Origin of the sequence: Pseudoalteromonas sp. SiA1, assembly GCF_018732205.1 — a bacterium.
Lineage (GTDB): Bacteria > Pseudomonadota > Gammaproteobacteria > Enterobacterales > Alteromonadaceae > Pseudoalteromonas > Pseudoalteromonas tetraodonis.
Genome location: NZ_CP076084.1, coordinates 3126445 through 3152419 on the forward strand (window position 1 = coordinate 3126445; position 25975 = coordinate 3152419).

The 25975-nt window shown below is 40.7% G+C and carries 24 protein-coding genes; 11 read left to right on the forward strand and 13 right to left on the reverse strand.

What is annotated here, in order from left to right:
* Positions 1-4 precede the first annotated feature (4 nt).
* Positions 5-670, reverse strand: coding sequence for a hypothetical protein (locus KK487_RS14520; protein WP_036957095.1), 666 nt, complete (start codon positions 668-670; stop codon positions 5-7).
* A 104-nt stretch (positions 671-774) separates the two neighbouring features.
* On the reverse strand, positions 775-1407 hold the full coding sequence (locus KK487_RS14525; protein WP_016899327.1) for a YiaD family glycine zipper/OmpA-like lipoprotein: 633 nt from the start codon (positions 1405-1407) through the stop codon (positions 775-777).
* Between the two features lie 184 nt (positions 1408-1591).
* On the opposite strand from KK487_RS14525, the gene chrA reads away from it, so the two are divergent.
* Positions 1592-2743: a chromate efflux transporter gene (chrA, locus tag KK487_RS14530; RefSeq protein ID WP_024602198.1), complete on the forward strand. Its 1152-nt coding sequence runs from the start codon at positions 1592-1594 to the stop codon at positions 2741-2743.
* Here chrA and KK487_RS14535 read toward each other — a convergent pair.
* Genes KK487_RS14535 through speA form a run of 4 tightly spaced genes read right to left on the reverse strand, consistent with a single transcriptional unit; the run spans position 2703 to position 7711 of the window.
* On the reverse strand, positions 2703-3962 hold the full coding sequence (locus KK487_RS14535; protein WP_016899329.1) for a mechanosensitive ion channel family protein: 1260 nt from the start codon (positions 3960-3962) through the stop codon (positions 2703-2705). The two genes, chrA and KK487_RS14535, sit on opposite strands and share 41 nt — an antisense overlap.
* Positions 3959-4879 carry a 1-acylglycerol-3-phosphate O-acyltransferase, YihG family gene (gene yihG / locus KK487_RS14540; protein ID WP_013466094.1) on the reverse strand — a complete coding sequence of 307 codons (921 nt, stop codon included), beginning with the start codon at positions 4877-4879 and terminating at the stop codon, positions 3959-3961. Before yihG (KK487_RS14540) ends, KK487_RS14535 begins: the two co-directional genes overlap by 4 nt.
* Before the next feature lie 18 nt (positions 4880-4897).
* Entirely contained in the window at positions 4898-5770 is an 873-nt protein-coding gene (gene yihG / locus KK487_RS14545) for a 1-acylglycerol-3-phosphate O-acyltransferase, YihG family (RefSeq protein WP_008109502.1), read from the reverse strand.
* Between the two features lie 60 nt (positions 5771-5830).
* On the reverse strand, positions 5831-7711 hold the full coding sequence (gene speA, locus KK487_RS14550; RefSeq protein WP_013466095.1) for a biosynthetic arginine decarboxylase: 1881 nt from the start codon (positions 7709-7711) through the stop codon (positions 5831-5833).
* Positions 7712-7910: 199 nt separating this feature from the next.
* On the opposite strand from speA, the gene speE reads away from it, so the two are divergent.
* Positions 7911-8774, forward strand: coding sequence for a polyamine aminopropyltransferase (gene speE, locus KK487_RS14555; RefSeq protein ID WP_013466096.1), 864 nt, complete (start codon positions 7911-7913; stop codon positions 8772-8774).
* A 139-nt stretch (positions 8775-8913) separates the two neighbouring features.
* Positions 8914-10956 (forward strand): glycoside hydrolase family 97 protein, encoded by a 2043-nt coding sequence (locus KK487_RS14560; protein ID WP_016899330.1) that lies wholly within the window; start codon positions 8914-8916, stop codon positions 10954-10956.
* Between the two features lie 41 nt (positions 10957-10997).
* Here KK487_RS14560 and envZ read toward each other — a convergent pair whose 3' ends face one another.
* Both envZ and ompR read right to left on the reverse strand, forming a co-directional pair.
* Positions 10998-12311, reverse strand: coding sequence for a two-component system sensor histidine kinase EnvZ (gene envZ / locus KK487_RS14565; protein ID WP_016899331.1), 1314 nt, complete (start codon positions 12309-12311; stop codon positions 10998-11000).
* Positions 12312-12316: 5 nt separating this feature from the next.
* Positions 12317-13036: an osmolarity response regulator transcription factor OmpR gene (ompR, locus tag KK487_RS14570; RefSeq protein ID WP_016899332.1), complete on the reverse strand. Its 720-nt coding sequence runs from the start codon at positions 13034-13036 to the stop codon at positions 12317-12319.
* 183 nt (positions 13037-13219) lie between these two features.
* Between ompR and greB the strand changes: the two genes are divergently transcribed.
* The 4 genes from greB to KK487_RS14590 all read left to right on the forward strand — a co-directional run bounded on the left by greB (position 13220) and on the right by KK487_RS14590 (position 17250).
* Entirely contained in the window at positions 13220-13693 is a 474-nt protein-coding gene (gene greB, locus KK487_RS14575; RefSeq protein WP_024602196.1) for a transcription elongation factor GreB, read from the forward strand.
* Positions 13694-13817: 124 nt separating this feature from the next.
* Positions 13818-14123: a hypothetical protein gene (locus KK487_RS14580; protein ID WP_024602195.1), complete on the forward strand. Its 306-nt coding sequence runs from the start codon at positions 13818-13820 to the stop codon at positions 14121-14123.
* A 55-nt stretch (positions 14124-14178) separates the two neighbouring features.
* Entirely contained in the window at positions 14179-14757 is a 579-nt protein-coding gene (locus KK487_RS14585; RefSeq protein ID WP_013466114.1) for a CBS domain-containing protein, read from the forward strand.
* 168 nt (positions 14758-14925) lie between these two features.
* On the forward strand, positions 14926-17250 hold the full coding sequence (locus KK487_RS14590) for a Tex family protein (RefSeq protein ID WP_013466115.1): 2325 nt from the start codon (positions 14926-14928) through the stop codon (positions 17248-17250).
* A 66-nt stretch (positions 17251-17316) separates the two neighbouring features.
* On the opposite strand, the gene KK487_RS14595 is transcribed toward KK487_RS14590, so the two are convergent.
* The 3 genes from KK487_RS14595 to bioH form a co-directional block, all read right to left on the reverse strand.
* Positions 17317-18174 (reverse strand): putative metalloprotease CJM1_0395 family protein, encoded by an 858-nt coding sequence (locus tag KK487_RS14595; protein WP_013466116.1) that lies wholly within the window; start codon positions 18172-18174, stop codon positions 17317-17319.
* 6 nt (positions 18175-18180) lie between these two features.
* Positions 18181-18489 carry a hypothetical protein gene (locus KK487_RS14600; RefSeq protein ID WP_008112879.1) on the reverse strand — a complete coding sequence of 103 codons (309 nt, stop codon included), beginning with the start codon at positions 18487-18489 and terminating at the stop codon, positions 18181-18183.
* A gap of 92 nt (positions 18490-18581) precedes the next feature.
* On the reverse strand, positions 18582-19319 hold the full coding sequence (bioH, locus tag KK487_RS14605; protein WP_036957092.1) for a pimeloyl-ACP methyl ester esterase BioH: 738 nt from the start codon (positions 19317-19319) through the stop codon (positions 18582-18584).
* A gap of 74 nt (positions 19320-19393) precedes the next feature.
* Between bioH and KK487_RS14610 the strand changes: the two genes are divergently transcribed.
* Positions 19394-20071 (forward strand): ComF family protein, encoded by a 678-nt coding sequence (locus KK487_RS14610; RefSeq protein WP_036957090.1) that lies wholly within the window; start codon positions 19394-19396, stop codon positions 20069-20071.
* Between the two features lie 2 nt (positions 20072-20073).
* On the opposite strand, the gene KK487_RS14615 is transcribed toward KK487_RS14610, so the two are convergent.
* The gene (locus KK487_RS14615) at positions 20074-22623 is read right to left on the reverse strand and encodes a M14 metallopeptidase family protein (RefSeq protein ID WP_138764171.1); all 2550 of its coding nucleotides are present in this window, start codon (positions 22621-22623) and stop codon (positions 20074-20076) included.
* A gap of 146 nt (positions 22624-22769) precedes the next feature.
* Here KK487_RS14615 and nfuA point away from each other — a divergent pair, with 146 nt between their 5' ends.
* Together nfuA and KK487_RS14625 are read left to right on the forward strand one after the other, a co-directional pair.
* A complete protein-coding gene (gene nfuA / locus KK487_RS14620; RefSeq protein WP_013466120.1) occupies positions 22770-23345 on the forward strand; it encodes a Fe-S biogenesis protein NfuA in 576 nt (191 codons plus the stop codon).
* A gap of 13 nt (positions 23346-23358) precedes the next feature.
* Positions 23359-23628 (forward strand): hypothetical protein, encoded by a 270-nt coding sequence (locus KK487_RS14625; RefSeq protein WP_033102769.1) that lies wholly within the window; start codon positions 23359-23361, stop codon positions 23626-23628.
* Positions 23629-23632: 4 nt separating this feature from the next.
* Here the strand turns inward: KK487_RS14625 and KK487_RS14630 are convergent, their stop codons facing one another.
* Entirely contained in the window at positions 23633-24904 is a 1272-nt protein-coding gene (locus tag KK487_RS14630) for an MATE family efflux transporter (RefSeq protein WP_033102781.1), read from the reverse strand.
* Positions 24905-24946: 42 nt separating this feature from the next.
* Between KK487_RS14630 and KK487_RS14635 the strand changes: the two genes are divergently transcribed.
* Positions 24947-25972 (forward strand): polysaccharide deacetylase family protein, encoded by a 1026-nt coding sequence (locus KK487_RS14635; protein WP_128583457.1) that lies wholly within the window; start codon positions 24947-24949, stop codon positions 25970-25972.
* The last annotated feature ends 3 nt before the right edge of the window (positions 25973-25975 follow it).

Sequence of the window (25975 nt, forward strand, 5' to 3'; positions counted from 1 at the left end):
GTCGCTACTTTTTATCAAGCCATTTATTCATTGCGGTATCGTAAGCCTCAGTTAGCTTGGTTTTATCGCACTTTGCACCAACAATATAACTATCTGGCAAGTCATTTTTTGGCATAACTCCAGCACCAACGGATACCTTTTTAAAACAGCTATCACCTCGTCGGTAAGTGGTAAATTGCATATTTTGCTGCTCTATTTTTAATAGCGGCTTCACCTTCCCTGCATGCTCTTTTGGGACGGTAATGCGCTTTTTCTGAGGGTCATTCTTTGCAGTATCAGAATAGCCAGTTTGTTGCTGTAAAATACTATTGAGCCCTTTTTTCAGGTCGATCTTTTTATAAGACGTTGCGGTTACAGGGTGGGTGTTTATGGAGGTGGTACTTACCGGCTCAGTCGTCTCCTTTGTTTTTTTATTAGTCGCATTTAGTGGTTTTGATTGGGTTGCATTAACAGGCTTGGTTGGGGTTATTTCTGTATTAACATTTTTATTAGCGCTTTGCTGAGTGGCTTGTTGCGTTACTTTAGTTTTGGCAGGCACATTCACCATATACGCTTTAATTGGCGTTAATTGCGGCTGTTTAATTTTAGGGGCTTTTAAGGTAGTTAAAAAAAACAAAACTAACCCATGTAAACATACCGATAAAATAATTGCTGTACGCCAATTTGTCATAAACATGTCCCTATGAAGAACTCCTTATGACAACTAACTTATTTAAAAGTGCCCTTTAAATAAGTACACAAACCGCGCGCAAACGCGGTTTGTAACTACAAAAGCTAACCTTGAGTGTTTGGTACAATTTGAATTTCTACTCGGCGATTTTGCGCACGACCATTCGCTGTGTCGTTAGTCGCTATTGGGCGTGATTCGCCATAGCCACTCGTGCTTACTCGTGCCGCCATAATTTGCTGGTTCACTAAGTAGTTTTTTACACTTTGTGCACGCTGCTCTGAAAGAGTCATGTTGTAACTGTCTTTGCCCGTGCTGTCGGTGTGACCTTCAACACTTAAGTAGGTTTTTTCGTATTTATTCATTACACTTGCTATCGCATTTAGAGTGTCATGAAAGCCCGATGAAATATAAGATTGATCAGTCGCAAACGTAATATTAGAGGGCATCACTAAGCGTAAGTTATCGCCTTCACGAACCACTTCAACTCCCGAACCCGCTAACTCATCACGAAAAGCAGCTTCTTGTTTATCCATGTAATCACCTACAGCAGCACCCGCTAGCGCACCAATAGCTGCACCAATAAAAATACGCTTATCTTTATGATTACCTGTAGCTTTACCTAAAATACCACCCGCGGCTGCACCAATAGCGGCACCTTTACCTGTGTTATTCATTTCACAGCCAGAAAGTAATACAGCAACGACAGTGACACTTAAAAGTGATTTAGTTAACATCATGGTAATTTCCTATTCATTTAGAATTTATTATTGCGATTATGCAAATATATGTATGAACCAACAATGAAGAATAACGTATAAGCGTTGATATTGCCTATCAAATAAGGAAGTAGTGATAGCGTTTCATAATAATGTCATACTTGTTTGTGACAATTTTATGATTTATCAAAAGGCGATGGACACTATGTTAATTGCGATTTTTAGGCAGTTTTTTTTGCTTGGCTGCATGAGCTTTGGCGGCCCTGCCGCGCATTTAGGTTACTTTAAGCACCACTTTGTTGATTCGCTTCGCTGGTTAAGTACAGCGCGTTACGCGCAGCTAATTAGCTTAAGTCAAGCTCTGCCAGGCCCTGGTTCAAGTCAGGTTAGCTTTGCTATTGGCGTAGAACGTGCGGGTGTACTCGGTGGTATCGCTGCGTTTATAGGCTTTACCCTGCCTTCGTTTTTGATCATGGTGCTAATTGCAATAAGTGCACATCAGTTTGATGCTGTTTATTTTGCTATTATTGCAGGTTTGAAACTATTTGCCGTGGTTATTGTTGCTGATGCGACCCTTAGTATGGCGAAGAGCTTTTGCACCAGTGCGGTACTTAAACTTCTGGCAATAATGAGTACTTTAGCACTGATTTTATTTCCTATGTTGGGCACTCAAATCGCCATTTTAGTAACCGCTGCCATTATCGGTGCTTTATGGCCTTTACTTAACTTAGCTAAATCTACAGAAAATGTTAGCAGAGAAAAAACCAACATCAATTGGATTGCTCTTGGCTTATTTGCACTACTACTTGCCATCAGCTTTATCCCACTTGGCGAAAACGCTGCGTTATTCGCGCCTTTTTACCAAGCAGGTGCCATGGTATTTGGTGGTGGACACGTTGTATTACCTGTTTTGCAAGCGGGAGTTCCAACGCTGAGTAATGATCAATTCTTAACTGCGTACGCCAGTGCCCAAGCCGTTCCTGGCCCAATGTTTACTATAGCCACCTACTTGGGGGCACAATTGAACTCTGCACAACCATTAGTGGGTGCGCTAATCGCAACATTATTGATATTTTCACCCGGTTTTTTACTGATGCTGGCGTTTCAAAAAAGCTGGATAAACTTGGCCAGTAATCCTCGCTTTGCCAGCTCAATTGCAGCGCTTAATGCTGCTGTAGTTGGCTTTTTGGCAGCTGCATTATATTCGCCCATTTGGACTTCTGCCGTAAGCAATATTTGGCAAATTGCATTAGTGATTGCTGCGTTTGCATGGTTACGTATTAAAAAGCCACCTATTTGGTGGCTATTGTTATTGTTTATTGGTGTTGGCCTTGGACAGCATTATTGGGCACTTTAATGCTGGGTTTACCTGCCATATTGGCTCCGTCAGCTGGGCTTAATTGCCCACTGACACTTTGATAAGCGCGCAGCCCAAACACAGGTAATACGGCCAGTAAATGGTCCATAATTTCAGCTTGTAAGTGCTCGTACGATATCCAACGTTTGTCTTCACTGAAGCAGTAAAACTCAATCGGTAAGCCATGATTAAGCGGTTGTAGTTCACGCACCATAAGTGTGAGCGAGGTATTGATTTTACTGTGTTGTTTTAAGTAACCCTCTGCATAGCGACGAAATAGCCCTAAGTTCGACACCGGATCGGGAAGTGTGCCTAGTCGAATATATTCTTGCAGTGGTATAGCCGCTTCTATTTGCGCTTTAAAATCGTCATCAACTAAAAAGATGCTGTTCATATCAATGTTTAAAGAACGCTTGATGCGTCGCCCACCAGATTCTTGCATACCGCGCCAATTTTTAAATGAACCGGCCACCAGCATATAAGTAGGGATGGTCGTTATGGTGTTATCCCAGTTACGCACTTTTACAGTATTAAGTCCTAAATCAATTACTTCGCCATCGGCGCCGTAGTTATCTACTTGGATCCAATCTCCATAGGTCACCAAACGATTAGCGGCAATTTGAATGCTGGCGACAAAACCTAATATGGTGTCTTTAAATACTAATAAAGTAACAGCGGCAATAGCACCAAAACCAGAGAGAATATAAGTCGGCGATTTTTCAAGCACAATACTAACAATTAATATTGAACACACAATAAAGGTGATCAGCTTAACCACTTGAATTAAGCCTTGAATAGGTACTTCGCGAGCAAAATCTAATTGGTTATAAATAGCGCCAGCAATGCTCACTATGCTGCTAATAATAAAACCTATATAAATAATTAATAATGCTTGGCCAATGGTTTTAAGGATCTCTTGAGCAATTGCATTAACCGGATAAACACTATCAAATGTGGCTAAAAAAAGTACACAACATAACAAGCAAGCAATTCGTTTATTCAGCTTAGTTAACATAGGTGACAATGAACCAATACGCTCAGGAGAGAGTTTAGTCACCACCTTTTGAATACCCGGTAACATCAAGCGACGAGTAAATAAGTAAACAAATAATAATGAAAGAATGCCAATTGATGAGGCGGTGATTGCGCTGAGAAAAAAAGCATCGGGGACTTTTTCAAACCAAGGAGTAATTAGCTCCTGTAGGTGTGTTTTGCTCATGGTATTTCAATTTCCTTACTGGGTGTTAATTCAGTACTAGCTTGCTGAATATGAATAGCGCTTAATTGCTTATCTTTTACTGTCCATAAGTTATTTAAGTATTGCTGAAACTGGGCCCTGAATGCCTTATCGGTTTGGTAACTGCCAATCATCTGCGTATTTATTGGCATAACCTCAATAGTAATATGAATAGACTCCAACTCGCCTTTTAAAATATTACGACACACATGATCTGACTGACCGCTATACACTAAACTGGTGTTAAGCATAGCGTCAAACTGCTCGTTTAAAACCTCTAAGGCAAAAGCAGTTCCACCAGCCTTAGGTTTTAATAAATGCTGAAAAGGACTTTGTTGATGCTGGTGCTTTTGCGCAGTAAAACGCGTACCTTCTACAAAGTTAACTATGGTTGTAGGATGATGACGAAAGTTACGGCAACTGCGCTTAGTACGCTCGACATCTAAGCCTTTTAAATTCGGATTTTTAGCCAATTGCGCTTTGGTCACTCGTTTCATAAAGGGCATACCCATCGCCCACGCACCAGTGCCAATAAATGGCACGTATTTAAGCTCATCTTTTAAAAAAAACTTAGGGGCTGGCAATGCATCCAACGAGCTCAATACCGCAATATCAAGCCAGCTAATATGATTACTGATTAGCAAATACCAACTGTTGGCGTTTACCTCCCCACTAATATTAACTTTAATATTATTACAGCCTAACCACAGCCCTAAGCGGTTACCTTTGCACCACCCTTTATACGCACTGTGTAATAATTTACTCACTACAGGTATGGGCAGCACTAATTTAACTAACCCTAGGGTAAGCACTAATGCGCCAAATATTATTAAATTAGCAAATAAAACACAGCCAACAATTAAGCCATTTAACCAATTAGGTAACCATTTTTTTAGCATAACTGTCAGCTCATTTTGTTATTTTTGTTTGAGATTAACCAACGTCTGGTTTTTTTCTTCCCACACGCGGTTTAATTCACTTTGAAAGCGTACTCTAAAGTCAGGATCATTAGTGTAATCACCAATTAAGTCGTCACTAACGCCTTTTACTTCAACATGTACATCAATGTGTTTTACTTTACCGGCTGCAAAATCCATAAAGGTAGGAATGCCCTCAGGGTAATGAATAGTGACATTTACCACTTTAGAAATTTGCTCACCCATGGCTTGCATTACAAACGCCACACCACCCGCTTTCGGTTTAAGTAAGTGAGGAAACGGGCTATTTTGACGCGCATGCTTTTGCGCTGTAAACCGCGTCCCTTCAACAAAGTTAACCACACTGACTGGCATTTCTTTAAATTTTTCACAGGCTTTACGGGTGGTTTCTAAATCTTTACCACGCAATTTAGGATTCTTTTTTAATTGGCTTTTACTGGTACGGGTCATAAAAGGAAAGTCGAGTGCCCACCAACACAAACCTAAAACAGGTACGTAAATAAGCTCTTTTTTCAAAAAGAAGTTCAAAAAAGGTATTTTTCGGTTAAACACCCGCTGTAACACTAAAATATCCACCCAGCTTTGATGGTTCGCAATAACTAGGTACCAATCTTTTAATTTAAGCTCTTCAAGGCCAATAACATTAAGTTTAGTTGGCGTTAATAACGTTTGATTTAACGTGTTGAAGGTCACCCAAATAGAGGCACATTGCTTGGCCGTCCAGCTCATTAATTTTTGTAGTGGTTTGATTGGGATTAACTTAACGATGCCACAAATAAAAATAGGCACAAACCAAAAAAGAGTGTTTATTGTATAAAAGAAAATACTAAATACACTGCGAATAACTGACATTACTTCTATTCCTTTAAACATCGCGCAGCCACTAAGACCGCGCTTAACTATGCAACTAAATTAATCTTCAAAATAGGTGTAGCCCTCAAGCCCTGCATTGAGCTCGGCTAGGTACCCTTCTTTACAGTGTTCTGATACATCAAGTTTATTAATTTGAGTGGCAAAGTTATCAGCTAATAACTCGCTATCATAATCAACAAATTTTAATACATCCTTAACGCTGTCTCCTTTAATGGCATTGGTTAATACATATCCCTGCTCATTAAGCTCAACATGGACTGAGTCGGTATCACCAAATAGGTTATGTAAGTCACCTAAAATCTCTTGGTATGCCCCCACCATAAACATGGCAATATGATACTGCTGACCTTGTGTATATTCAGGGATAGGTAAACTAGTTTCAATACCTGCACCTTCAACGTACTCACGTATTTGCCCGTCAGAATCACAAGTAATGTCTTGGATAATCGCGCGCTGAGTAAGCGGCTGCGTTAGATTTTCGATGGGCATGACCGGAAATAACTGCTGAATACCCCATACATCAGGTAATGACTGAAACAATGAAAAATTCACAAACAGTTTATCGGCTAGCTTTTCGTTTAAATCATCCAGCACTTCGCGATGAGCGCGTGCGTTAACGCTTAACGATGCACGAACTCGGTGTAAAATCGTAAAGTAAAGCTGCTCTATTTTCGCCCACTCTAGCATGCTCACTAAACCATGCACGTATTGATCGTGTGCTTCGCTAAATAAGTGCATAGCATCATGATATATTTCAAGTGCCATACGTGGGTTCAAACGTTGTAAGCATTGCCACATTTCATCTAGCACTAATGCGCTGTTTTCCAATGGCGGTTCTGGGTTTAAATGATTCGGTGCTTTTTCTACATCAATGACATCGGTGATCAACACTGCATGATGAGCCGTTAATGCACGGCCAGATTCTGTAATAATAGCAGGGTGCGTTAAGTTATGCTGATCGCACACATCGGCAAATGCATTCACTACATTACGCGCGTACTCTTCGACTGTGTAGTTCATTGAGCAGGCACTGCGTGAGCCAGAGCCTTCGTAGTCAACGCCAAGCCCGCCACCCACATCAACCGTATTTAGCGGTACACCGTATTGAGTTAATTCAGCAAAATGGCGAGCACATTCGCGCAAGGCACGATGGATATCACGAATATTGGCGATTTGAGAACCAATATGAAAATGCACCATTTGCATTAAATGCAACTTGCTATGTTGCTTAAGTACTTCCACTGCACTGAGTACTTGTCCTGCGGTTAAACCAAACTTACCTTTTTCACCACCGGTATTTTGCCATTTACCTTTGCCAACCGAATTTAAGCGAATACGAATTCCAATAGCCGGTTCAATGCCTAAATTATCAATTTCTTCAAGCAATGTGGTTAGCTCTGAGAGTTTTTCAACCACAATTTTAACGCTGTGTCCCATTGCTTGACCAATACAGGCTAAACGTAAAAACTCGCTGTCTTTGTAGCCGTTACATACAATAGTAATAGGCTCTTTCGCCACCCCTAAAATGGCCATTAGTTCAGGTTTAGAACCAGCTTCAAGTCCCACTAGGCCACTTGGGTGAGCTAATAACTTACTCACAACAGAGCGCTGTTGGTTTACTTTGATAGGATAAACACAGGTGTATTTGCCGTTATATTCGCGGTTAGTGCGCGCTTGAGTAAAGGCATTGGTGAGCGTATCTACACGATTTTTTAAAATATCAGTAAAGCGCACCAGTACGGGCAATGTTAACCCTTGCTGCTTAAATTGCTCAGTAAGCTGACTTAAAGAAATGGCAGGTTTTGTTTGGTCGCCATCAGGATAGGCTATCAACTCACCTTGTGCGTTAATATCAAAATAACCATCGCTCCAATGAGCAACATTGTATGTAGCACGTGCTGTTTCTAAACCCCAAGTCATGGCAACTCTTCTTTATTAAATTAGGTGTAAAGGGGCATTTTAATACGTCACTATCTGCTAAGCTAACAAAAATTGAACTTTCCCCTCTTTATAGCTAACTTTATTCGCTAAAGAGAGTAAAATTTGATTGAGCAATAGGCCAAGCACTGGCAGAATTGCCTCCTTTTTTTCATACTCAACCAAAAGTGTAACAACAACTATGGCAAATTTAGATCAAAGTAAGTGGTTTACTGAAATTAGCGACCGCGATGGCAGCGCATTTTCATTACGTATTAACAAAAAGTTAGATGAAAAACAGTCTCCTTTTCAAAAAGTAGAAATGTTTGAAACCACAGACTTTGGTAATTTAATGATCATTGATGGTTGTACTATGGTAAGTAGCCGTGAAAACTTTTTTTACCACGAAATGATCAGCCACCCAGCATTACTGGCGCATCCAAACCCAAAAAACGTAGTTATTATTGGTGGCGGCGATTGCGGTACGTTACGTGAAGTGCTCAAGCACCCAAGCGTAGAAACTGTAACTCAAATAGATATTGACGAAGTGGTTACCCAAATGTCGTTAAAGTACTTCCCAGAGTTATGTGAATCAAATAATGACCCACGTGCTACTGTGATGTTTGACGATGGCATTAAATACATGCGCGAAGCAGCTGGTGAGTCTATTGATGTAGTGATTGTTGATGGTACTGATCCGGTAGGCCCAGGTGAAGGTTTATTTAACCATGCGTTTTATACTAGCTGTTTAAACGCACTTCGCCCTGGTGGAATACTGGTACAACAAAGTGAATCGCCATTAATGCATATGCCACTGTTGGTTGAAATGCGCGAAGCTATGCTAAGTGTTGGTTTTAACGATTTACAAACACTCCCATTCCCACAACCTATTTACCCAAGTGGGTTATGGTCAGTGACGCTAGCTCGCAAATCTGAGGCATTTAATGGCTTTAGAGAAGACGGCGCAGCAACAATTGCACAGCATAGTGAATACTACAATGGCGGCATTCATCACGGTGCACTCGCAACACCTAATTACATGAAACGCGCTTTTGATAAAAAATAATAAGTTATAAATATAAAACAGGGCTCGCTAGAGCCCTTTTTTATGTGTTTAATTACACTGAATACGTTTGCAGTCATCTCGTAATAACCCCACCTTCACTTTATGCTCATAGTCTACAATTTGACATAAAGGACACACAATGAGATTACCTTTACTGCTAGTTGCTTTACTTTCAAGCAGCGCTTTTGCAAAAGAAGCCATGCTGGAATCGCCTGATCAAAAAATTAAAATCACCATATCTGATCAATCTTCATCTCCTTACTATTCTATTAGCTTTAACGGTAAACCTGTTATTACGCAGTCACATTTAGGTTTTAGATTTAAAAGCCAAGCGCCATTTGATGAAGGTTTTGTTATTAGTGAAGTAACTCGCTCACAAACAGATAGTCAATGGCAGCAACCTTGGGGAGAGCGTCAAACCGTTGTCGACAAGCACAATGAAATTGCCGTTACCTTTAATAAACCCGCACCCCACGGTGGCACATACACAGTGCGATTTAAAGCCTTTGATAGCGGTGTGGGATTTCGCTATGAAGTCCCTAAACAAGCCGGTTTTGAAAAAACAGAAATTACTAAAGAGCTGACCGAGTTTGCCATCGCCGGTGCCGATAAAGCCACTGCATGGTGGATACCTGCTCGCGGTTGGAATCGTTACGAATATGTCTACAACACCACAGCCTTACAAGATGCTGCACTCGCTCACACCCCTTTTACTTTTAAAAATGGCAACGGCGTGCATGTCAGTATTCATGAAGCAGCCCTAGTCGATTATGCGGGCATGGTGCTTAACCAACGTCGCCCAGGCACTTTTAGCGCCGATTTAACGCCATGGTCAGATGGTATAGCAGTCAAAAAGCACGGTGCATTTAATACGCCTTGGCGCACCATTCAAATTGGCGAACATGCGGTAGACTTAGTTAATTCAGATATTATTTTAAATCTAAATGAGCCAAATAAGCTCGGTGATGTGTCCTGGGTTAAACCAGGCAAATACGTAGGTATTTGGTGGGGCATGCACATCAATGAGAATACTTGGGGTAGTGGCGAAAAACACGGTGCTACCACAAAAAATACTAAATACTACATGGACTTTGCCGCAAAATACGGCTTTGATGGTGTATTAGTTGAAGGTTGGAACACTGGTTGGGATGGCGACTGGTTTTTTAATGGCGATGTATTTAGCTTTACCCAAGCATATGATGACTTTGATATTGAGGAGCTTACCCGCTACGGTAAGCAAAAAGGGGTGCAGTTAATTGGCCACCATGAAACTTCAGGTAACGTAACAAATTATCGTAATCAAATGGAAGACGCTTTTGCGCTTTACGAGCAATCAAATGTAAGCCAAATTAAAACCGGTTATGTGGCCGATGGTGGCAATATTAAACGCATTGATGAAAACGGCATTGCCCGTTTTGAGTGGCATGACGGCCAATTTATGGTTAATGAGTACTTATACAACGTTAAGCTAGCTGCAAAACATAAAATAAGTATTAATACTCATGAGCCAATAAAAGACACCGGCCTTCGCCGTACTTACCCTAATTGGATTGCTCGTGAAGGCGCTCGCGGCCAAGAATTTAACGCATGGGGCACGCCACCCAATCCACCAGAGCACATTCCAATGCTTGCTTTTACGCGTATGCTGGCAGGCCCAATGGACTTTACGCCAGGTATTTTTGATATGAGCTTTAATGGCTTAGGTGGCGATACAAATCGCCCGCAAACAACACTTGCAAAGCAATTAGCACTTTATGTTGTAATGTACAGCCCAATTCAAATGGCGGCTGATTTACCTAAAAATTATTTAGCTAAGCCCGATGCTTTTCAATTTATTCAAGACGTACCGACCGATTGGCAACAAAGTATTGCGCTTGATGGAGAAGTAGGCGACTTTATTGTATTTGCACGAAAAGAACGTAAACGCGATCATTACACTGGTAATGACTGGTACTTAGGCGCTGTAACTGATGAAAACGCCCGCACCATTGAGGTTAAACTCGACTTCTTAGATAAAGATAAACAGTTTGAAGCGCAAATCTACAAAGATGGTGATAAGGCAGAGTGGAAGAACAACCCTTACGATTTAAAAATCGAAAAACGCACTGTTACCGCAAATGATAAACTCACACTAAAATTGGCCACCAGTGGTGGTACAGCCATTCGTTTTAAAGCACTATAAAATGGTTAAAGCTATCCGCATATAACGGCGGATAGCTTTATTTAGTTTTGATTAACCACTTTAACCGGTAAATATATTTGCGCACTTAAACCACCTTCAGGGCGATTAGAGAGCACAACCTTGCCATTATGCATGTCTATAATGCGTTTAATAATAGCTAAGCCTAAACCACTGCCTTCACTGCCTCGTGCAGCGTCACCTTGCTTAAATGGTTCGAACACTGATTCTAATTCACTCTCAGGAATACCTGGGCCATTATCGTTAACCGCAATAATGACGTACTTTTTATTGCTATTAAAATAACTTTGCACCTCAATATCCCCTTGCGAGTAACGCAGTGCATTTTCAATCATATTCGTCACTACTCGCTTAATAGCCACTGAGCTTATGGGAATATTACCTAGGTTAGGATTGCTTTCAAACGTAATAACACGTTGATGCTTTAATTCACTTTGTACGACTTCGGCTACTAACGCATTGATATCTTCATAGCTTTGTTCTTCACGTTTATGATGGCGTAAATATTCAATAAACTGATCAATAATGCCATTCATATCTTCAATATCGTAAATAATACCTTCGCGTAAATAATCATCTTCATCAACCATCATTTCTGTGGCTAACCGAATACGGGTAAGCGGTGTGCGTAAGTCGTGAGAGACACCGGCCATGAGTAATCGACGATCATTTTCAAGGGCTGCTATACCTCGCGACATTTGGTTAAAAGCGCGCGTTACCTCAATAACTTCGCTTGAGCCTTGTTCTTGTAACTTAGTACTAAAATCACCAACGCCTACTTTTATTGCCGCTTGTTGCAGTGCTTTTAATGGTCGGTTCAAATGCCTTGCAAATAACCACCCGCCTAATACACTTAAAAAGCCTATACTGGATAAGTAAAAAGTTAAAAATTCAAGATTACTTTCTTTAAATCCGGTTAAGGGGACTTTAACCCAATAGCCCGGTGCTTGCGGGGCTTCCACCCAATAAATAAGTGGATCGGTTTGACTAATGCGTACCCGAGAAAACCCATTCAACTGCTCTGACATACTTCGCGATAGCCCTGAATACTCACGACTTTGCCCTAAGCCATTGCGCATCGCTTCACGCTGAGTCATCACCTCAATACCGGTTATTGCAAAAAACTTTTCTGAAACTTCATCGGTTACTTCAACACCATCTTCCCAGTCAATAAATACAGTTTTAATTTGCTTAGCAAGCATCAAATTAACTTGCTCAATGGTGGGTTTAACAACATATAAACTTACTGTGACGTAGGATACAATTTGGTTAATCAGCAACAAAGCTGCTACTAAAAAAACAGTTTGCCCAAACGCACTACGTGGAAACATCCCCATAATTATTACTTTTCACCATCAGGAACAAACACATAACCTAATCCCCATACAGTTTGAATATAACGCGGGTTAGCCGCATCCACTTCAATCATACGGCGAAGGCGTGACACTTGCACATCAATACTACGCTCTAGCGCACTGTAATCACGACCTCTTGCCAAGTTCATTAATTTATCACGACTTAACGGCTCTCGAGGGTGAGATACCAACGCTTTTAATACGGCAAATTCACCACTTGTGAGCGATACGGTATTATCCCCCTCGCTCATTTCTCGTGTGGCTAAATTTAAAGTAAATTTACCAAACTCAATTAAATTCTCTTCTGCTGAAGGTGCCCCTGGCACTTCTTTTGATTGGCGACGTAAAATTGCTTTTATGCGGGCAAGTAACTCACGTGGATTAAACGGTTTAGGAATATAATCGTCAGCACCGAGCTCCAAACCAATAATGCGGTCTACTTCATCACCTTTAGCGGTCAACATCACAATTGGGATTTGGTTTTCTTTTTGACGTAACCGTCTGCAAATAGAGAGCCCGTCTTCTCCGGGCAGCATTAAATCAAGCACCATTAAGTGAAAGTTTTCACGCTCAATAAGCCTATCCATTTGCTGTGAATCTGCGGCTGTTCTAACAATAAATCCTTGCTCTACTAAATAGCGCTCAAGCAAACTGCGCAAACGTTTATCGTCATCAACCACTAATACTTTTACTGTCTCTTGTCCCATAATCTGTTGCTTATTTTTATAATTTATTAATAGTTAATATAAATGAAAAACTTAATAATAAAAAACTAATTAAGTGCTTAGATTGTTACTGAACATTTCAAACCCATTGGTGGCTATTTTATCTCGACAAGCTGCCTTTATTTTAATACCGTGCCACACATGAAAATTAAACAAGAACACGGCGTGAAAACAAACTTAATTACTCGCGAAGGTTATTTACAACTTCAGCAAGAACATGACCATCTTTGGAATGTAAAACGCCCAGAAGTCACTAAAATTGTGAGTTGGGCTGCAAGCCTTGGTGACCGCTCTGAAAATGCAGACTATCAGTATAACAAGCGTCTATTACGCCAAATAGACCGCCGAGTGCGCTATCTACGTAAGCGCATCCCCGATTTAAAAATTGTTGATTACTCACCCGTGCAAGACGGCAAAGTTTTTTTTGGTGCTTGGGTTGAAATAGAAAACGAGGCTGGGGAGTGTAAGAAGTTTAGAATTGTCGGTCCCGATGAAATTTATGATCGCAACGATTACATTTCTATTGACTCACCGATGGCGCGAGCATTATTAAAAAAACAAGTAGACGATGATTTTGAGGTCATGACCCCTCAAGGTGCTAAGCAATGGTATGTAAATAATATTTCCTACCAAAAATAAAACGGCTTAGTTTTGATTCAGATCATATTAACTTTTTATTGTTTATATTATCTGAGTAAGCTATAACTAAAGTAACTCAAGTTATGATGTATTAATTTGAGAGTAGTTAATTAAGGTCGTCACTATGTCAAACATTACAGCGCGCATATTACAAAATGCCCTATTGTTTACACTCTTTATGAGTGTAAGTTTGACATTGCATGCAACACCCAAAAATACGCAAATTGATGCTGGTTTTACACCTGCAGAATTTATTGTTTGCGACTCTCCTGACCAAGCAAACCTCGACACCGATATAGATTCTCATGTCGGTGTTATTGCGCTTAGAGAAATTCAACCACTTCCTTTAGCGTTTTACTTTCATTATGAAAGCAGCCTTTTAGTCACACCTTACAGCCATGCACACCCGCGAGCGCCACCCGTTATTTAGTTTAATAACTTGCTTTTAAACATTATTAAATTTTATAACTAATTAGGTGGATATTATGTCTAACTTTAAAGAACTCCGTACCCAAGATATTTCGCATGGCACTATTGCGAATACATTTACTAATGAAGCTGTCATTGATTTAACTTCACCTGCTACACAAGTGGTGACTAGTTTTACTGATACAAGCCCGATGCGTGCATCGTTTGATACAACAATTGAACAAGCGTCAAAACAGTTAACGACTCAACGCTCTGATTTTATTTTGGTAACTGATGAGCAGCAAAAGCTAGTAGGTATAGTGGCGAGTGCTGATTTACAAAGCTCAAAAATCATGATTTTAGCACAGCGTTTAGGCTTGCCTCGTAGTGAAATTAGCTTGCGCTATTTAATGACACCGCTAAGTAATTTAATGGGTGTAAGTATGAAAAGCTTAAGCTACTCATGCATTGGTGATGCACTGCAAACTATGGAACATCATGGCGCTATGTTTTTATTAGTCACTGCGGCTAATAATGAAATAAGTGGTTTAATTTCAGCACGCGATATAGCACGTAAGCTGCAAATTCCTGTTCATATTAGTCCAATAGCGCACACATTTAGTGAAGTACTCGAAAGTATAGAGCACCCTCACTAAATCAGCTTTTTATTAGTATAGTTCCAACCCCAGTAATGGCATCTTAAAGCAAGTAAAATAGCTTGCTTTAAGAGCTTTTTATTACCTTCCCCTGTGATATTATTCAAGACATTGACGCATCAGTTAACTTCTTAGCTGGTCTTATTTTTTGTATTAAAAGGTTTTTGCATGAGCGATATCTCTGCACGTTTAGCAACTGAGCTAAATGCACAGCAGCAACAAGTGGTTGCAGCAACAAAGTTACTTGATGAAGGCGCAACCGTCCCCTTTATTGCCCGTTACAGAAAAGAAGTGACCGGTGGATTAGATGACACCCAACTACGCCTTCTAGAACAACGTTTATCTTATTTACGTGAACTTGAAGAACGTCGTGGCTTTATTCTATCGACGATAGAATCTCAAAATAAGCTTACCGGGGAATTAGCAGCTGATATAAAAGCAGCGCAAAGTAAAACCGAGCTTGAAGATTTATACTTGCCTTATAAGGCAAAGCGTCGCACTAAAGGTCAAATCGCTATTGAGGCCGGTTTAGAACCTCTTGCTAATGCGTTATTTAACGACCCAATGCTCGACCCAGAAGCTGAAGCTGCTCACTATATTAATGCCGATAAAGCCATTATTGATACAAAATCAGCCCTTGATGGTGCCAAATTTATTCTAATGGAGCGTTTTGCTGAAGACGCTAAATTACTCGCTAAGTTTAGAAGCCATATTAGTCAAAATGGGGCGATTGAGAGTAAGTTAATTGACGGGCAAGAACAAGCAGGTGCTAAATACAGAGACTACTTTGAACATCAAGAGCCGTTAAAAAAAGTGCCCTCGCACCGTGCATTAGCCATGCTAAGAGCACGTAATGAAGGCATTTTACAGTTAACGATTAACCCTGAGCCAAGTGCTGAAAATCCAGCCCAGTTATGTGCCCAAATGATCAGTGATCATTACCGCCTAGATATTAAAAACAAACCTGCTAGTGCATGGTTATTAACTGTGGTGCAGTGGGCATGGAAAATTAAGCTTGGGCTACACTTAGAAAACGAGTTTTTAGCCGCAATGCGTGAAAAAGCCGAAACCGGTGCCATTGACGTATTTGCTAAAAATTTAAAAGATTTATTAATGGCAGCGCCTGCAGGCCCTCGCACAACACTTGGTTTAGATCCTGGCTTGCGTACTGGTTGTAAAATTGCGGTAGTCGATAGCACAGGAAAACTGCTCGCTACACAAACAATCTTCCCACATGCACCGCAAAATCATTGGGATAAATCACTGCGTACGCTCGAGCAATTATGCCGCCAACATAAAGTTGAGCTTATTGCGATTGGTAACGGCACTGCTTCTCGCGAATCAGATAAACTGGTTGGCGAACTTATCAAAGCCAATGCCGAGCTTAAACTGAATAAAATTATGGTCAGTGAAGCCGGCGCTTCGGTGTATTCTGCGTCTGAATTTGCCGCTAATGAGTTCCCAGATTTAGATGTATCTTTACGCGGTGCAGTATCTATTGCACGTCGCCTCCAAGATCCATTAGCTGAACTAGTTAAAATAGAGCCTAAGTCTATCGGTGTAGGCCAATATCAACACGATGTATCACAAAGCCAACTTGGGCAAAGCCTAATTTCTGTAGTAGAAGACTGTGTAAACAGTGTTGGGGTTGATTTAAATATGGCCTCAGTGCCTTTGCTTGCACGTGTTTCTGGCTTAAACAAAACGTTGGCTCAAAACATTGTAAACTACCGTGACACGAATGGGTCATTTACAAAACGTAGTCAATTGAAAAAAGTAGAACGCTTAGGGCCAAAAGCATTCGAACAAGCGGCCGGGTTTTTACGCATTAATAATGGCAGCGATCCGCTAGATAACTCATCAGTTCACCCTGAAGCATACCCAATCGTTAAGCGTATTTGTGAACATAATCAGGTAGACGTAAATAACTTAATTGGTAACAGTGAATTTTTAAGTAAACTCGCTGCAAACGACTATATTGACGATAAATTTGGCTTACCAACCGTGACTGACATTATTAGCGAGCTTGATAAACCAGGTCGCGATCCACGTCCTGAATTCAAAACCGCGGAGTTTAAAGCCGGTGTTGAAAAAATTAGTGACCTTAAGCCTGGTATGATTTTAGAAGGTGTGGTTTCTAACGTTGCTAATTTTGGTGCATTTGTTGATGTGGGTGTTCATCAAGATGGACTCGTACATATTTCAGCTATTACTAACAAGTTTATTTCAGACCCACGCGAAGTGGTTAAAGCAGGTGACATTGTTAAAGTAAAAGTGGTTGAAGTCGATGCTGCCCGTAAACGCATTAGTTTTACTATGCGCCTAGATGACGACATAGACACCAGCAATAAAGCAGCTGCTGCGGCACAGCAAAAGCCTCGCAGCAATAATACCAACCAAGCACGAGCGCCTAAGCCTAAACGCGATACAGGCAATGCGATGATGGGGAATGCCTTTGCTGACGCCTTTGCTAACGCAAAAGTGAAAAAGTAATTTAAACGATATATTTAAAAATAAAAAAAACCGCCTAGGCGGTTTTTTTTATGCATTTTAAATAAGCTAAATTTGCGCTGAAAATTCGCTCTGAATCGCGGGTGATGTCGCCAGTTGATAAAAGCTAGCAATGCGTCCTGCACGCGCTTCAACTTCAATATCACGCGATTGTTCTTCGCTTTTAGCGGTTTTTACTTCTGAACTTTCACTATTAGAAAACGACGCACTGACTCTACTTTTATCTTCGCTGCTGTCTTCGTCATCAGCTGAAGCTAACTCAGCTTGTGCGGCAGCCATTTTCTGTGTGGCGTCTGCCGCAATCGCTCTGTCGGCACCTGAGGGTTCTGCTGGTGCTAGTGCAGCAGCACGTACCGTTTGCATTTTATCGATGGTTGCTTGCGGATCGCCATTGATAACCCCAACATCAATCGGTACTTCACCACCTACGGCATAATTAGTGCCATCGGGGCCTCTTTGGTATTCGTAACTGGGTGAACCGGCATATTGTCCACCAACAGCCGCATGCGCTTGCTCGTGGGTTCGCACTTCGGTATCGCGAGCTTTGAGCTCTTTAATTTGTTGCTGTTCTTGCTCAAGTTGAAGCTCTTCTTGCTCACTAACTTCTTCGGCAGCTTGCTGTTTTTCTTGCTCGGCATCATCTTGATCACTATCAGCATTGCCTTCGCGTTGTTCAATAATTTTGTTGTCTGCAATTTTGCCGCTTGCAGTATAAGTTGAACTATCGCTGTTACCAGGTAGTTTGGCTTTTTCTGCATCACTTTGAGCTTTGTTTTCAGTACTACCGGCGGTGTTTGCAGCGGCTGGGGGAATGACTTCACGTAACTGATTGTCACGCCGAGCAGTCTCCGTATAAACATTTGCAGTGTTTATATTGATAGACGGAAACGGCGTGACGATATTCATGAGGAATTACACTTTAATATCAACTAAAGTGCCTAGTACATCATCTGCAGTTTGAATTGATTGCGTGTTAGCCTTGGCATTAAACTCTTCAACTTTTAAGTTTACTAATGCATCATCAATTCGTGCAGGTTGGGATACCGGCGCGGTTACGGCTTCTTCAGGGCGAGCAGCCGTTAATTGACGTTGCTGCGCTAATTGAGAATCATCTTGCTGCTCTATGCTGGCACGGTTAATCTCAGCGCTGGCCTTTTCAATACCTTGGCTGGCTCTATTAAACCCTTCAACACCGCTATTAAATACAGATCCAATCGGCATAATAATAAACCTCCAGCAAATAAATATTGTTTAATTATCGCTCAAAAATCACGCAAAATAAAGCTTTAAACCGCTGTATTCATGGCTTTGCTTCAAAGCATTGATTTAACGGCAGATAAAAATTCGTTTTTATGAGAAATAAATGGCGCATGTGATGCTTTGTCTATTACTTCGTACTCAAAGTCAGAATTAAGTGCGACCATTTTTTCAATTGCTCGATAAGGAACGAGAGAGTCTAAACGCCCAAAAATTCCACTAATCGCGACGGGACAGTGAGAAAATAATTCACGTAAGTCTTCACTTTGCAGTATATCTAACCCCACACTTAATGCTTGATTACTCGGCGGCGGTGACTGACTCAATAGTTGTTTTAGCTGTTTTACATCATCTCGCGCCGACTCACTGCCCATCGCTTGAATCGCCAAAAAGCGCTCTATCGTTTTTGAACGCTCTTGCAATAGCTGTTCTTTAAACTGTGTGAGCACTTTAGGTTTAATACCTTCCCAGGGCAATTGCTCTACAAAAAAAGGAGTAGAGGCAACTAAAATAACTTTTGACACTTTTTCTGGCCAATGTTTGGCAATATAAATGGCAAACAAACCGCCTAAAGACCATCCCATCAAAACAGATTTTGGTTTTAATTGCTGACTCACCAACTGAGCTGCATCATGTAAAGTATACGGATCCAAAGAGACATCATGATCACCGTAACCAGGTAAGTCTAAACAACGTACCTTACCAGAATATAAAAATTCTAATTCTGGTTTTATTAACTGCCACACGCCTTGGTTCATTCCCCAACCATGCAACAACACACATTCATTTTGCATATTTGCCTAACCTTAACCAAACTTAAATCTATGATAGCGTTTTAGGGGGAGTTTGTAATGAGGAGAATCAGCGAATGAAACTTAGCCTAACTGATTGGCTTTTTCCCTCGTATTGCGTGTTGTGCCAGAATCAAATACACAGCTCACTGGGACTATGTCAGTTTTGTTTAGATGACCTGCCTTTGCTAGATTTGGCTGAGTATGACAATTTATTTTACCGCCCAGATATTGTAGAAATGTTTCCTAACTGCAGCTTTGAGAAACTATTTGCCTGCACTTTTTATCAACCCCCTTTTGATTTATGGCTAAAACAACTCAAATTTAATAATCAAATTCATTACAAAAAAGCACTGCAGCAAGTCATCAAAAAACAACTTACTATTTTTACAAATAAACAGCATTTAGCTGCTGCTGTATTTATTATTTTACCTTTGCACAAGTCGCGTTTTTTTAGTCGAGGATTTAATCAGGTTACCCAAGTATGGCAGCCTTGTTTGTCATCCTTTAAGGTCTTGAATAATGTTTTAATACGCAATAAAAACACCTCGGCACAGTCACAACTGAGCAAAACAAAGCGGATAAAAAATTTACAGCAGGCTTTTTCATGTACTGCCAATTTAGAGGGTAAAACGGTGGTCATTATTGATGATATTATGACCACAGGTGCAACACTCAATGCAGCCACCTTGTCGCTAAAAGAAGCGGGCGCTAAACAAGTCTGGGCATTTACGACCTGTTTAACGCCACTTTAGATTTAGTTACCACTGACACGAAAGGTATGACCAAAAAATAAAGCGTTACTTAATAATCGGCTGGTGCCATACCAGTAACCTCTAAATACAGGGTTGTCTGTCATCGCAATCACACTACCTCGACCATAAGAGTGAGCCATTAGCGCAGCACCGCCGGCCACTTGCTCTACATTAACTGCATCAGTAAAACCAGCAAGTAACGGCTGTTGTGTATAGGTGAGTATATTTACAAACGGCGCTTGCGAGGCTTCAAGTAACCAGGTACTGTTTTTAAATACTGGCAGAGTGTCACGCTTAAATGAAAACGTCAGTGGGTGCGTAGTATCTACATCAGTATTAAATATAGCGCCTGCAATACGCTGGCGACCCGCTAGATGGTCTTTGTCTGCATATTTTAAACCTTGAGTATCAAATGCGCTGGCAACATCTTTACGTGATAAGTAGTTTGCTTTTAATAACTGCTGATCAGCTAAGAACTTTGCCCCGCCTTTATGACCCCAAATAACGCCGCCTTTTCTCACCCAGCTTTTAATTGCCACTTTGTCGGTATCAGATAATGTCGAATAATCGCCATGCGCCAACACAATATGGCTGTAATTACTGAGATCTAAAGACGCTAAACGGTTCATTTCAACAATGGTAGGCGCTACGCCTACAAAGCGATCTAGGTAATACCACACTTCACCTGCTTCATATTGGCTAACCCCTTTACCGCCAACTAATAACACCTTAGGCGCAGAAACAACCGCCATAGAGCGCGAGCCTAAGTCGGCACCTTTACTGGTTAAGCCTGTGGTAATTGGCTTAATTTCAATATCAAATTGGCTTTGTGCTTGATTTAGCTTTGCCACCCAATTAGTCTCTGTTTGCAGTCCTGCAGGGATAATAATACTGCCAGCATCAAAATTTATCTCATTACTCGTTGATGTTGCGGTTAATGGTTTTAATGCAACACGTGCTTTAATACCTTGCTGTAACAGACTATTGAGCATTTTTGGGGCAAGCATGTCGTCCCAAGCAAATCCGTAGGCATAGTTTTTAGTTAGCGGCGTAAAAACAGGCTGTTTTGCTTTTTGCCAAGCCGTAGTATCAACCTCTAATCCCCAGCGGCTGTTTACTTTAGCAAATGGTAAATTAAACGCATGCGCTAATGTCCAACCTGATACATCGTAAAAAGTGTTATCGGCAAAGTTTTGCTGTTCACTAAAAATAGCTTTAACTAATCGGTATTGTGGTTGCGCAAGCGGCACAAAATAGCTATTAGCGGTAAAGTTTTTACCTTCAGCTTTTAGTCCCTCTTTAACTGGATAAGCATTAATTTGGTGCTGTTTAAGTATGCTTAAAAAGTCGTTAGTACGTGTTTTGTCTTCCCCACCTTGAACAATATAGCCTTGATAGTCTTCATCTTTTGCTAATGTAACTGCTTTGTTATAAAAGTTAGCTTGGTACTCTAGCAAAGCTTGGCGGTTATCAATCGCTGCTTTAAACGTAGATAAGCTCGTTAAAAGTTGGTTTTTAATCGTAAACGCAAAAGTTAGCGGGCCATTGATCGTTTCTTGAATATGACCGCGAGAACTTGCTTGTTCAAATAAAATACCGACACCACCATTTACATCAGGGTAAGTTGAACCTTTGCCATAATAAAAGTCATCAAAGCTTTCTTCTGTAAAATACAGTGCGTTGTTTTCATCTAAAGTTTTTGCATGATAATTTGCAATTGCTTTGGTTAGGCTCACATTTTCTTCAGGGGTAATGGGGTGTTTACGACTAGGGATCCCTGGCTGGAAAAAATAGCTACTGTTTGGTCCCATTTCATGAAAGTCAGTTAAAATATTAGGCTTCCAATAATGAAACTTGGCTATACGCGCTCGCGACTCAGGGTGCTGCAGTAAAAGCCAATCACGATTTAAATCAAACCAGTAATGATTAGTACGGCTACTTGGCCAGCTCTCTACATGCTCACGCGTTTGCGGATCTGACGATAAGTTCATTCCACGATTACTATTAGCCCAATTAGCAAAACGTGCTAAGCCGTCTGGGTTAAGCGACGGGTCGAGTAAAATCACCGTGTTGTTAAGTAGCTCATTTATTTCATCACCTTGCGCGGCTGCTAAATAATAAGCCACTAGCAAGGCAGCATTACTCCCTGACGATTCGTTACCATGAACGCTATAACCCATCCACACAACGCTTGGCTGCTCTGCTAATTTATTGTTTGAGTTATTTAGGCGAGCTAAGTGTGCTTGGCGAGTTTGTTCTATATTTTTTAGTTTGTTAGCTGCGGTAATAGTGAGCATAACTAGTGGGCGCTGCTCGTGGGTACGACCTATTACTTCAAAATTAACTCGATCGCTTTTTTGAGCCAAAATTTCCATATAGCGTACAAGCTGATCATGCCTTACATGCCATTCACCCACTTGATGACCAAGTACTTTTTCAGGTGTTGGAATGCTGGGATCAAATTCAACCTGTTGCTCAAAATAATACGACAGGGGCTTTGCCACACTTGAAAAACTGGCTAGTATCACCACTACTGTTAATATAAACCGCATATAAATCACTCTAAAAATGTTTGTTAATTGCACGCTACCATTGCTTAAAATAGATGCCAACTTTTTACGTTCAACACTAGCCGCAACACGATGAGCGGAGTATGATATGCAGTATCCGAGTAATTTAGTCAAGTATAGACGGTTTTATGATTTCAATTTCCGAAACAGCGCAAGCGCATTTTGCTAAGCTATTAGCAGATCAATCTCAACAAACGAATATTCGTGTGTTTGTTGTTAATCCTGGTACATCACAAGCTGAATGTGGTGTTTCTTATTGTCCAGAAGACGCGGTAGAAGAGAGCGATATTCGCCTAAACTTTAACGGTTTTGACGCTGTTGTTGATGCCGAAAGCGCGCCTTTTTTAGCCGAAGCTGAAATTGATTTTGTTACTGACAAAATGGGCACGCAGCTAACTCTAAAAGCGCCTAATGCTAAAGCACGTAAGCTAGGTGAAGACGCAAGCCTAAATGAACGCGTTCAACACATGTTAGAAACAGAAGTTAACCCACAACTTGCAAATCATGGCGGCCAAGTAAGCTTAGTAGAGATCACCGCTGCTGGTATTGCTGTGCTTCAATTTGGTGGTGGTTGTAATGGTTGCTCTATGATTGATGTCACACTAAAAGAAGGCATTGAAAAAGAAATGATTGCTAAGTTTGATGAGATCACCGGTGTGGCTGACATAACCGATCACGAAGCTGGCGAGCACTCTTATTACTAAGTATTAATCCACTATGCTAAAGCCACTCATTTACCGCTTAGGGAGCGACCCTAAGTTGAGTCTAAAGCGCTTTTTTCGCGGCCTAGCACTGTTTGTGCTGGCCGTGATGTTTATCACTTTGGGTTATTACAACCATTATAGTTTACAAGTCATTGGCATAGTAATTTTAGCGCCGGCATTGTTTTTTGCATTCTGGGGCTACGCGGGTATTTTTGCCAATCGTTTTTCGCAAGTATTGAAAAACATCCCTGCCAAAAATAACGACCCCGATCTATGGAAATAACGGTTTAATCAAGTAATTGATTATTAGTTTTTAGCTGCTGATATTTAATTATAAGTGTTACACCCCGCATTAGCATAAAACAACTCATTGCTAACCATAAGCCATTATTTTGCCACGACTGAAACAACCAAAACACCCCAAAAAAACCTATTGTCGCCGATAACAGCATACTATTTCGCATTGCTTTAGCACGTGTTAAACCAACGAATATACCATCAAACAAAAAACAACTCATTGCTAAAATTGGCAGCACAATTACCCACGGTAAGTAATCAGTAGCCTCTTCAATAACCTCAGGTACATTAGTCAACAGCTTTATAATAGAGCTGCCAAATAATATAAAAAATACACTATACAAAATGCCAAACAACATGCCCCAAAATACGCTTATTTTTACCCATAGCCTTATCTTTTCAACACTTTGTTGACCTTTCGCTTGGCCTACTTTTGCCTCGCTCGCATAAGCAATTCCATCAAGCGCAAAGCTGACCAACATTAAAAAGTTGAGTAGTACCGCATTGGCTGCCAATGTAGTTTCACCTATACGTGCAGCATAAAAGGTCATAAAGCTAAAACATAACTGCAATACTAAAGAGCGAATAAAAATATCGCGATTTAAACTTAATAATCCTGCCATTTTTTCTATGCTAAACCAATTTGCAACCGCTAAGCTTATGCCCTGTTTTTTAGCTAGCTGAACCACTAACAGCAAAGCAAAAATTAAAGCCGTGTAATCCGCTATTAATGATGCCCAAGCCGCCCCTGCAACCGCCCAATCAAGATAAACTACAAAATAAATGTCGAGTACAATATTGGTAATATTAGTGACTAACAATAAATAAAATGGCCCTCGCCCATAATGAACGCCGAGCATCCAGCCTAATAATACTAAGTTACATAGCGCTGCTGGGGCGCTAAAAATACGAATACTAAAATACCGATAGGCCTCATTGAGCACATCACTATTGGCAGCAGATAAATAAGCAATGGCGTGTTTTATAAGGGGGGATAATAAAATCAGAATTAAAGCTACGCTGCTGGCCAATAACAAACTGCGTTTGAGTAAAGCTGCCAACTGAGTTAAATCATTTTTACCGTAAGCCTGTGCCACCAGCCCAGTGGTGCTCATTCTTAAAAAACCAGCAAGCCAAAATAAAATGGAGATCACGGTAGAACCTAAGGCAATTCCCGCTAAATAATGCGCACTCCCCAGGTGACCAATCACTGCCGTATCAACAATTCCTAACAACGGCACAGTAATATTTGATAATATCATTGGACCGGCTAACAACAACAAGCTTTTATGGTGTGCTTTATTATGTATAAGAAATTGTTTCATTTAGTATTATTGTTCCTGATTTGTGGTTCTTTACGTGCGCAAGCAGCTGTTATTCTACAGTATCATCACGTCAGTGAAACCCTTCCCGCGGTGACCAGTGTAAGCGCCAACACTTTTACTAAACACTTAAATTATTTAAAAGAGCATAACTTTAACGTTATTCCACTAAATGAGCTGATTAGCGCATTAAAACAAGGTAAGGCTTTAGACGATAAAACGCTCGCGATTACTTTTGATGATGGATATAACAATAACTACGAACAAGCTGCGCCTATTCTTGAGAAATTTGGCTATCCGTACACTATTTTTGTAAACCCAAAACTCATTGATGAACAAGCGGGTTATGTGATGGGATGGGATAAGCTCAGAGAGCTTGCAAAAAAAGGCGCCCTTATTGCCAATCATAGTGCCGAGCATAACTATCTGCATAAAAAGCGCGAAAATGAAACACAAAGCCAATGGCGTGAACGCACTAAAAACGACATTCTTAGTTCACAGCAGCGTATAAAAGAAGAAATAGGCCACGATTATAAATACCTTGCCTATCCATACGGAGAGTTTAACAATCAGCTACAAGCTCTCGTTACTGAACTAGGCTTTATTGGCATTGGTCAGCACTCTGGTGCAGTTAATCAACATTCTAATTTTAGCCGTTTACCACGTTTTCCCGCATCTGGTTTTTATAGCAAATTAGATACGTTAATTACCAAGCTCAATTCAACTGCTTTTACTATTAATAAACTAACCTATAAAGATAGTGTAACCACACAAAATCCACCGTCGTTAACTATAAATCTAGAGACTGATGACTTTCATAAAAGCCAATTTGCCTGTTATGTATCAAGCATTGGGCAAGCTAATTTAAATTGGTTAAACGATAATACGGTTGAGGTGACGCCGCCAAAGCAGCTTAATAAAGGCCGCTCTCGCTTTAACTGCACCGCCCCATCAATAAAAAAAGCAGGCAGTTATTATTGGTTTTCACAGCCTTGGGTGATCAATTAAATT

Excerpts from the sequence above, each read along its gene's own strand:
- KK487_RS14520 (WP_036957095.1), bottom strand. The coding sequence starts at position 670 with ATGACAAATTGGCGTACAGCAATTATTTTATCGGTATGTTTACATGGG.
- KK487_RS14525 (WP_016899327.1), bottom strand. The coding sequence starts at position 1,407 with ATGATGTTAACTAAATCACTTTTAAGTGTCACTGTCGTTGCTGTATTA.
- chrA (WP_024602198.1), top strand. The coding sequence starts at position 1,592 with ATGTTAATTGCGATTTTTAGGCAGTTTTTTTTGCTTGGCTGCATGAGC.
- KK487_RS14535 (WP_016899329.1), bottom strand. The coding sequence starts at position 3,962 with ATGAGCAAAACACACCTACAGGAGCTAATTACTCCTTGGTTTGAAAAA.
- yihG (WP_013466094.1), bottom strand. The coding sequence starts at position 4,879 with ATGCTAAAAAAATGGTTACCTAATTGGTTAAATGGCTTAATTGTTGGC.
- yihG (WP_008109502.1), bottom strand. The coding sequence starts at position 5,770 with ATGTCAGTTATTCGCAGTGTATTTAGTATTTTCTTTTATACAATAAAC.
- speA (WP_013466095.1), bottom strand. The coding sequence starts at position 7,711 with ATGACTTGGGGTTTAGAAACAGCACGTGCTACATACAATGTTGCTCAT.
- speE (WP_013466096.1), top strand. The coding sequence starts at position 7,911 with ATGGCAAATTTAGATCAAAGTAAGTGGTTTACTGAAATTAGCGACCGC.
- KK487_RS14560 (WP_016899330.1), top strand. The coding sequence starts at position 8,914 with ATGAGATTACCTTTACTGCTAGTTGCTTTACTTTCAAGCAGCGCTTTT.
- envZ (WP_016899331.1), bottom strand. The coding sequence starts at position 12,311 with ATGGGGATGTTTCCACGTAGTGCGTTTGGGCAAACTGTTTTTTTAGTA.
- ompR (WP_016899332.1), bottom strand. The coding sequence starts at position 13,036 with ATGGGACAAGAGACAGTAAAAGTATTAGTGGTTGATGACGATAAACGT.
- KK487_RS14580 (WP_024602195.1), top strand. The coding sequence starts at position 13,818 with ATGTCAAACATTACAGCGCGCATATTACAAAATGCCCTATTGTTTACA.
- KK487_RS14585 (WP_013466114.1), top strand. The coding sequence starts at position 14,179 with ATGTCTAACTTTAAAGAACTCCGTACCCAAGATATTTCGCATGGCACT.
- KK487_RS14590 (WP_013466115.1), top strand. The coding sequence starts at position 14,926 with ATGAGCGATATCTCTGCACGTTTAGCAACTGAGCTAAATGCACAGCAG.
- KK487_RS14595 (WP_013466116.1), bottom strand. The coding sequence starts at position 18,174 with ATGAATATCGTCACGCCGTTTCCGTCTATCAATATAAACACTGCAAAT.
- KK487_RS14600 (WP_008112879.1), bottom strand. The coding sequence starts at position 18,489 with ATGCCGATTGGATCTGTATTTAATAGCGGTGTTGAAGGGTTTAATAGA.
- bioH (WP_036957092.1), bottom strand. The coding sequence starts at position 19,319 with ATGCAAAATGAATGTGTGTTGTTGCATGGTTGGGGAATGAACCAAGGC.
- KK487_RS14610 (WP_036957090.1), top strand. The coding sequence starts at position 19,394 with ATGAAACTTAGCCTAACTGATTGGCTTTTTCCCTCGTATTGCGTGTTG.
- KK487_RS14615 (WP_138764171.1), bottom strand. The coding sequence starts at position 22,623 with ATGCGGTTTATATTAACAGTAGTGGTGATACTAGCCAGTTTTTCAAGT.
- nfuA (WP_013466120.1), top strand. The coding sequence starts at position 22,770 with ATGATTTCAATTTCCGAAACAGCGCAAGCGCATTTTGCTAAGCTATTA.
- KK487_RS14625 (WP_033102769.1), top strand. The coding sequence starts at position 23,359 with ATGCTAAAGCCACTCATTTACCGCTTAGGGAGCGACCCTAAGTTGAGT.
- KK487_RS14630 (WP_033102781.1), bottom strand. The coding sequence starts at position 24,904 with ATGATATTATCAAATATTACTGTGCCGTTGTTAGGAATTGTTGATACG.
- KK487_RS14635 (WP_128583457.1), top strand. The coding sequence starts at position 24,947 with ATGTATAAGAAATTGTTTCATTTAGTATTATTGTTCCTGATTTGTGGT.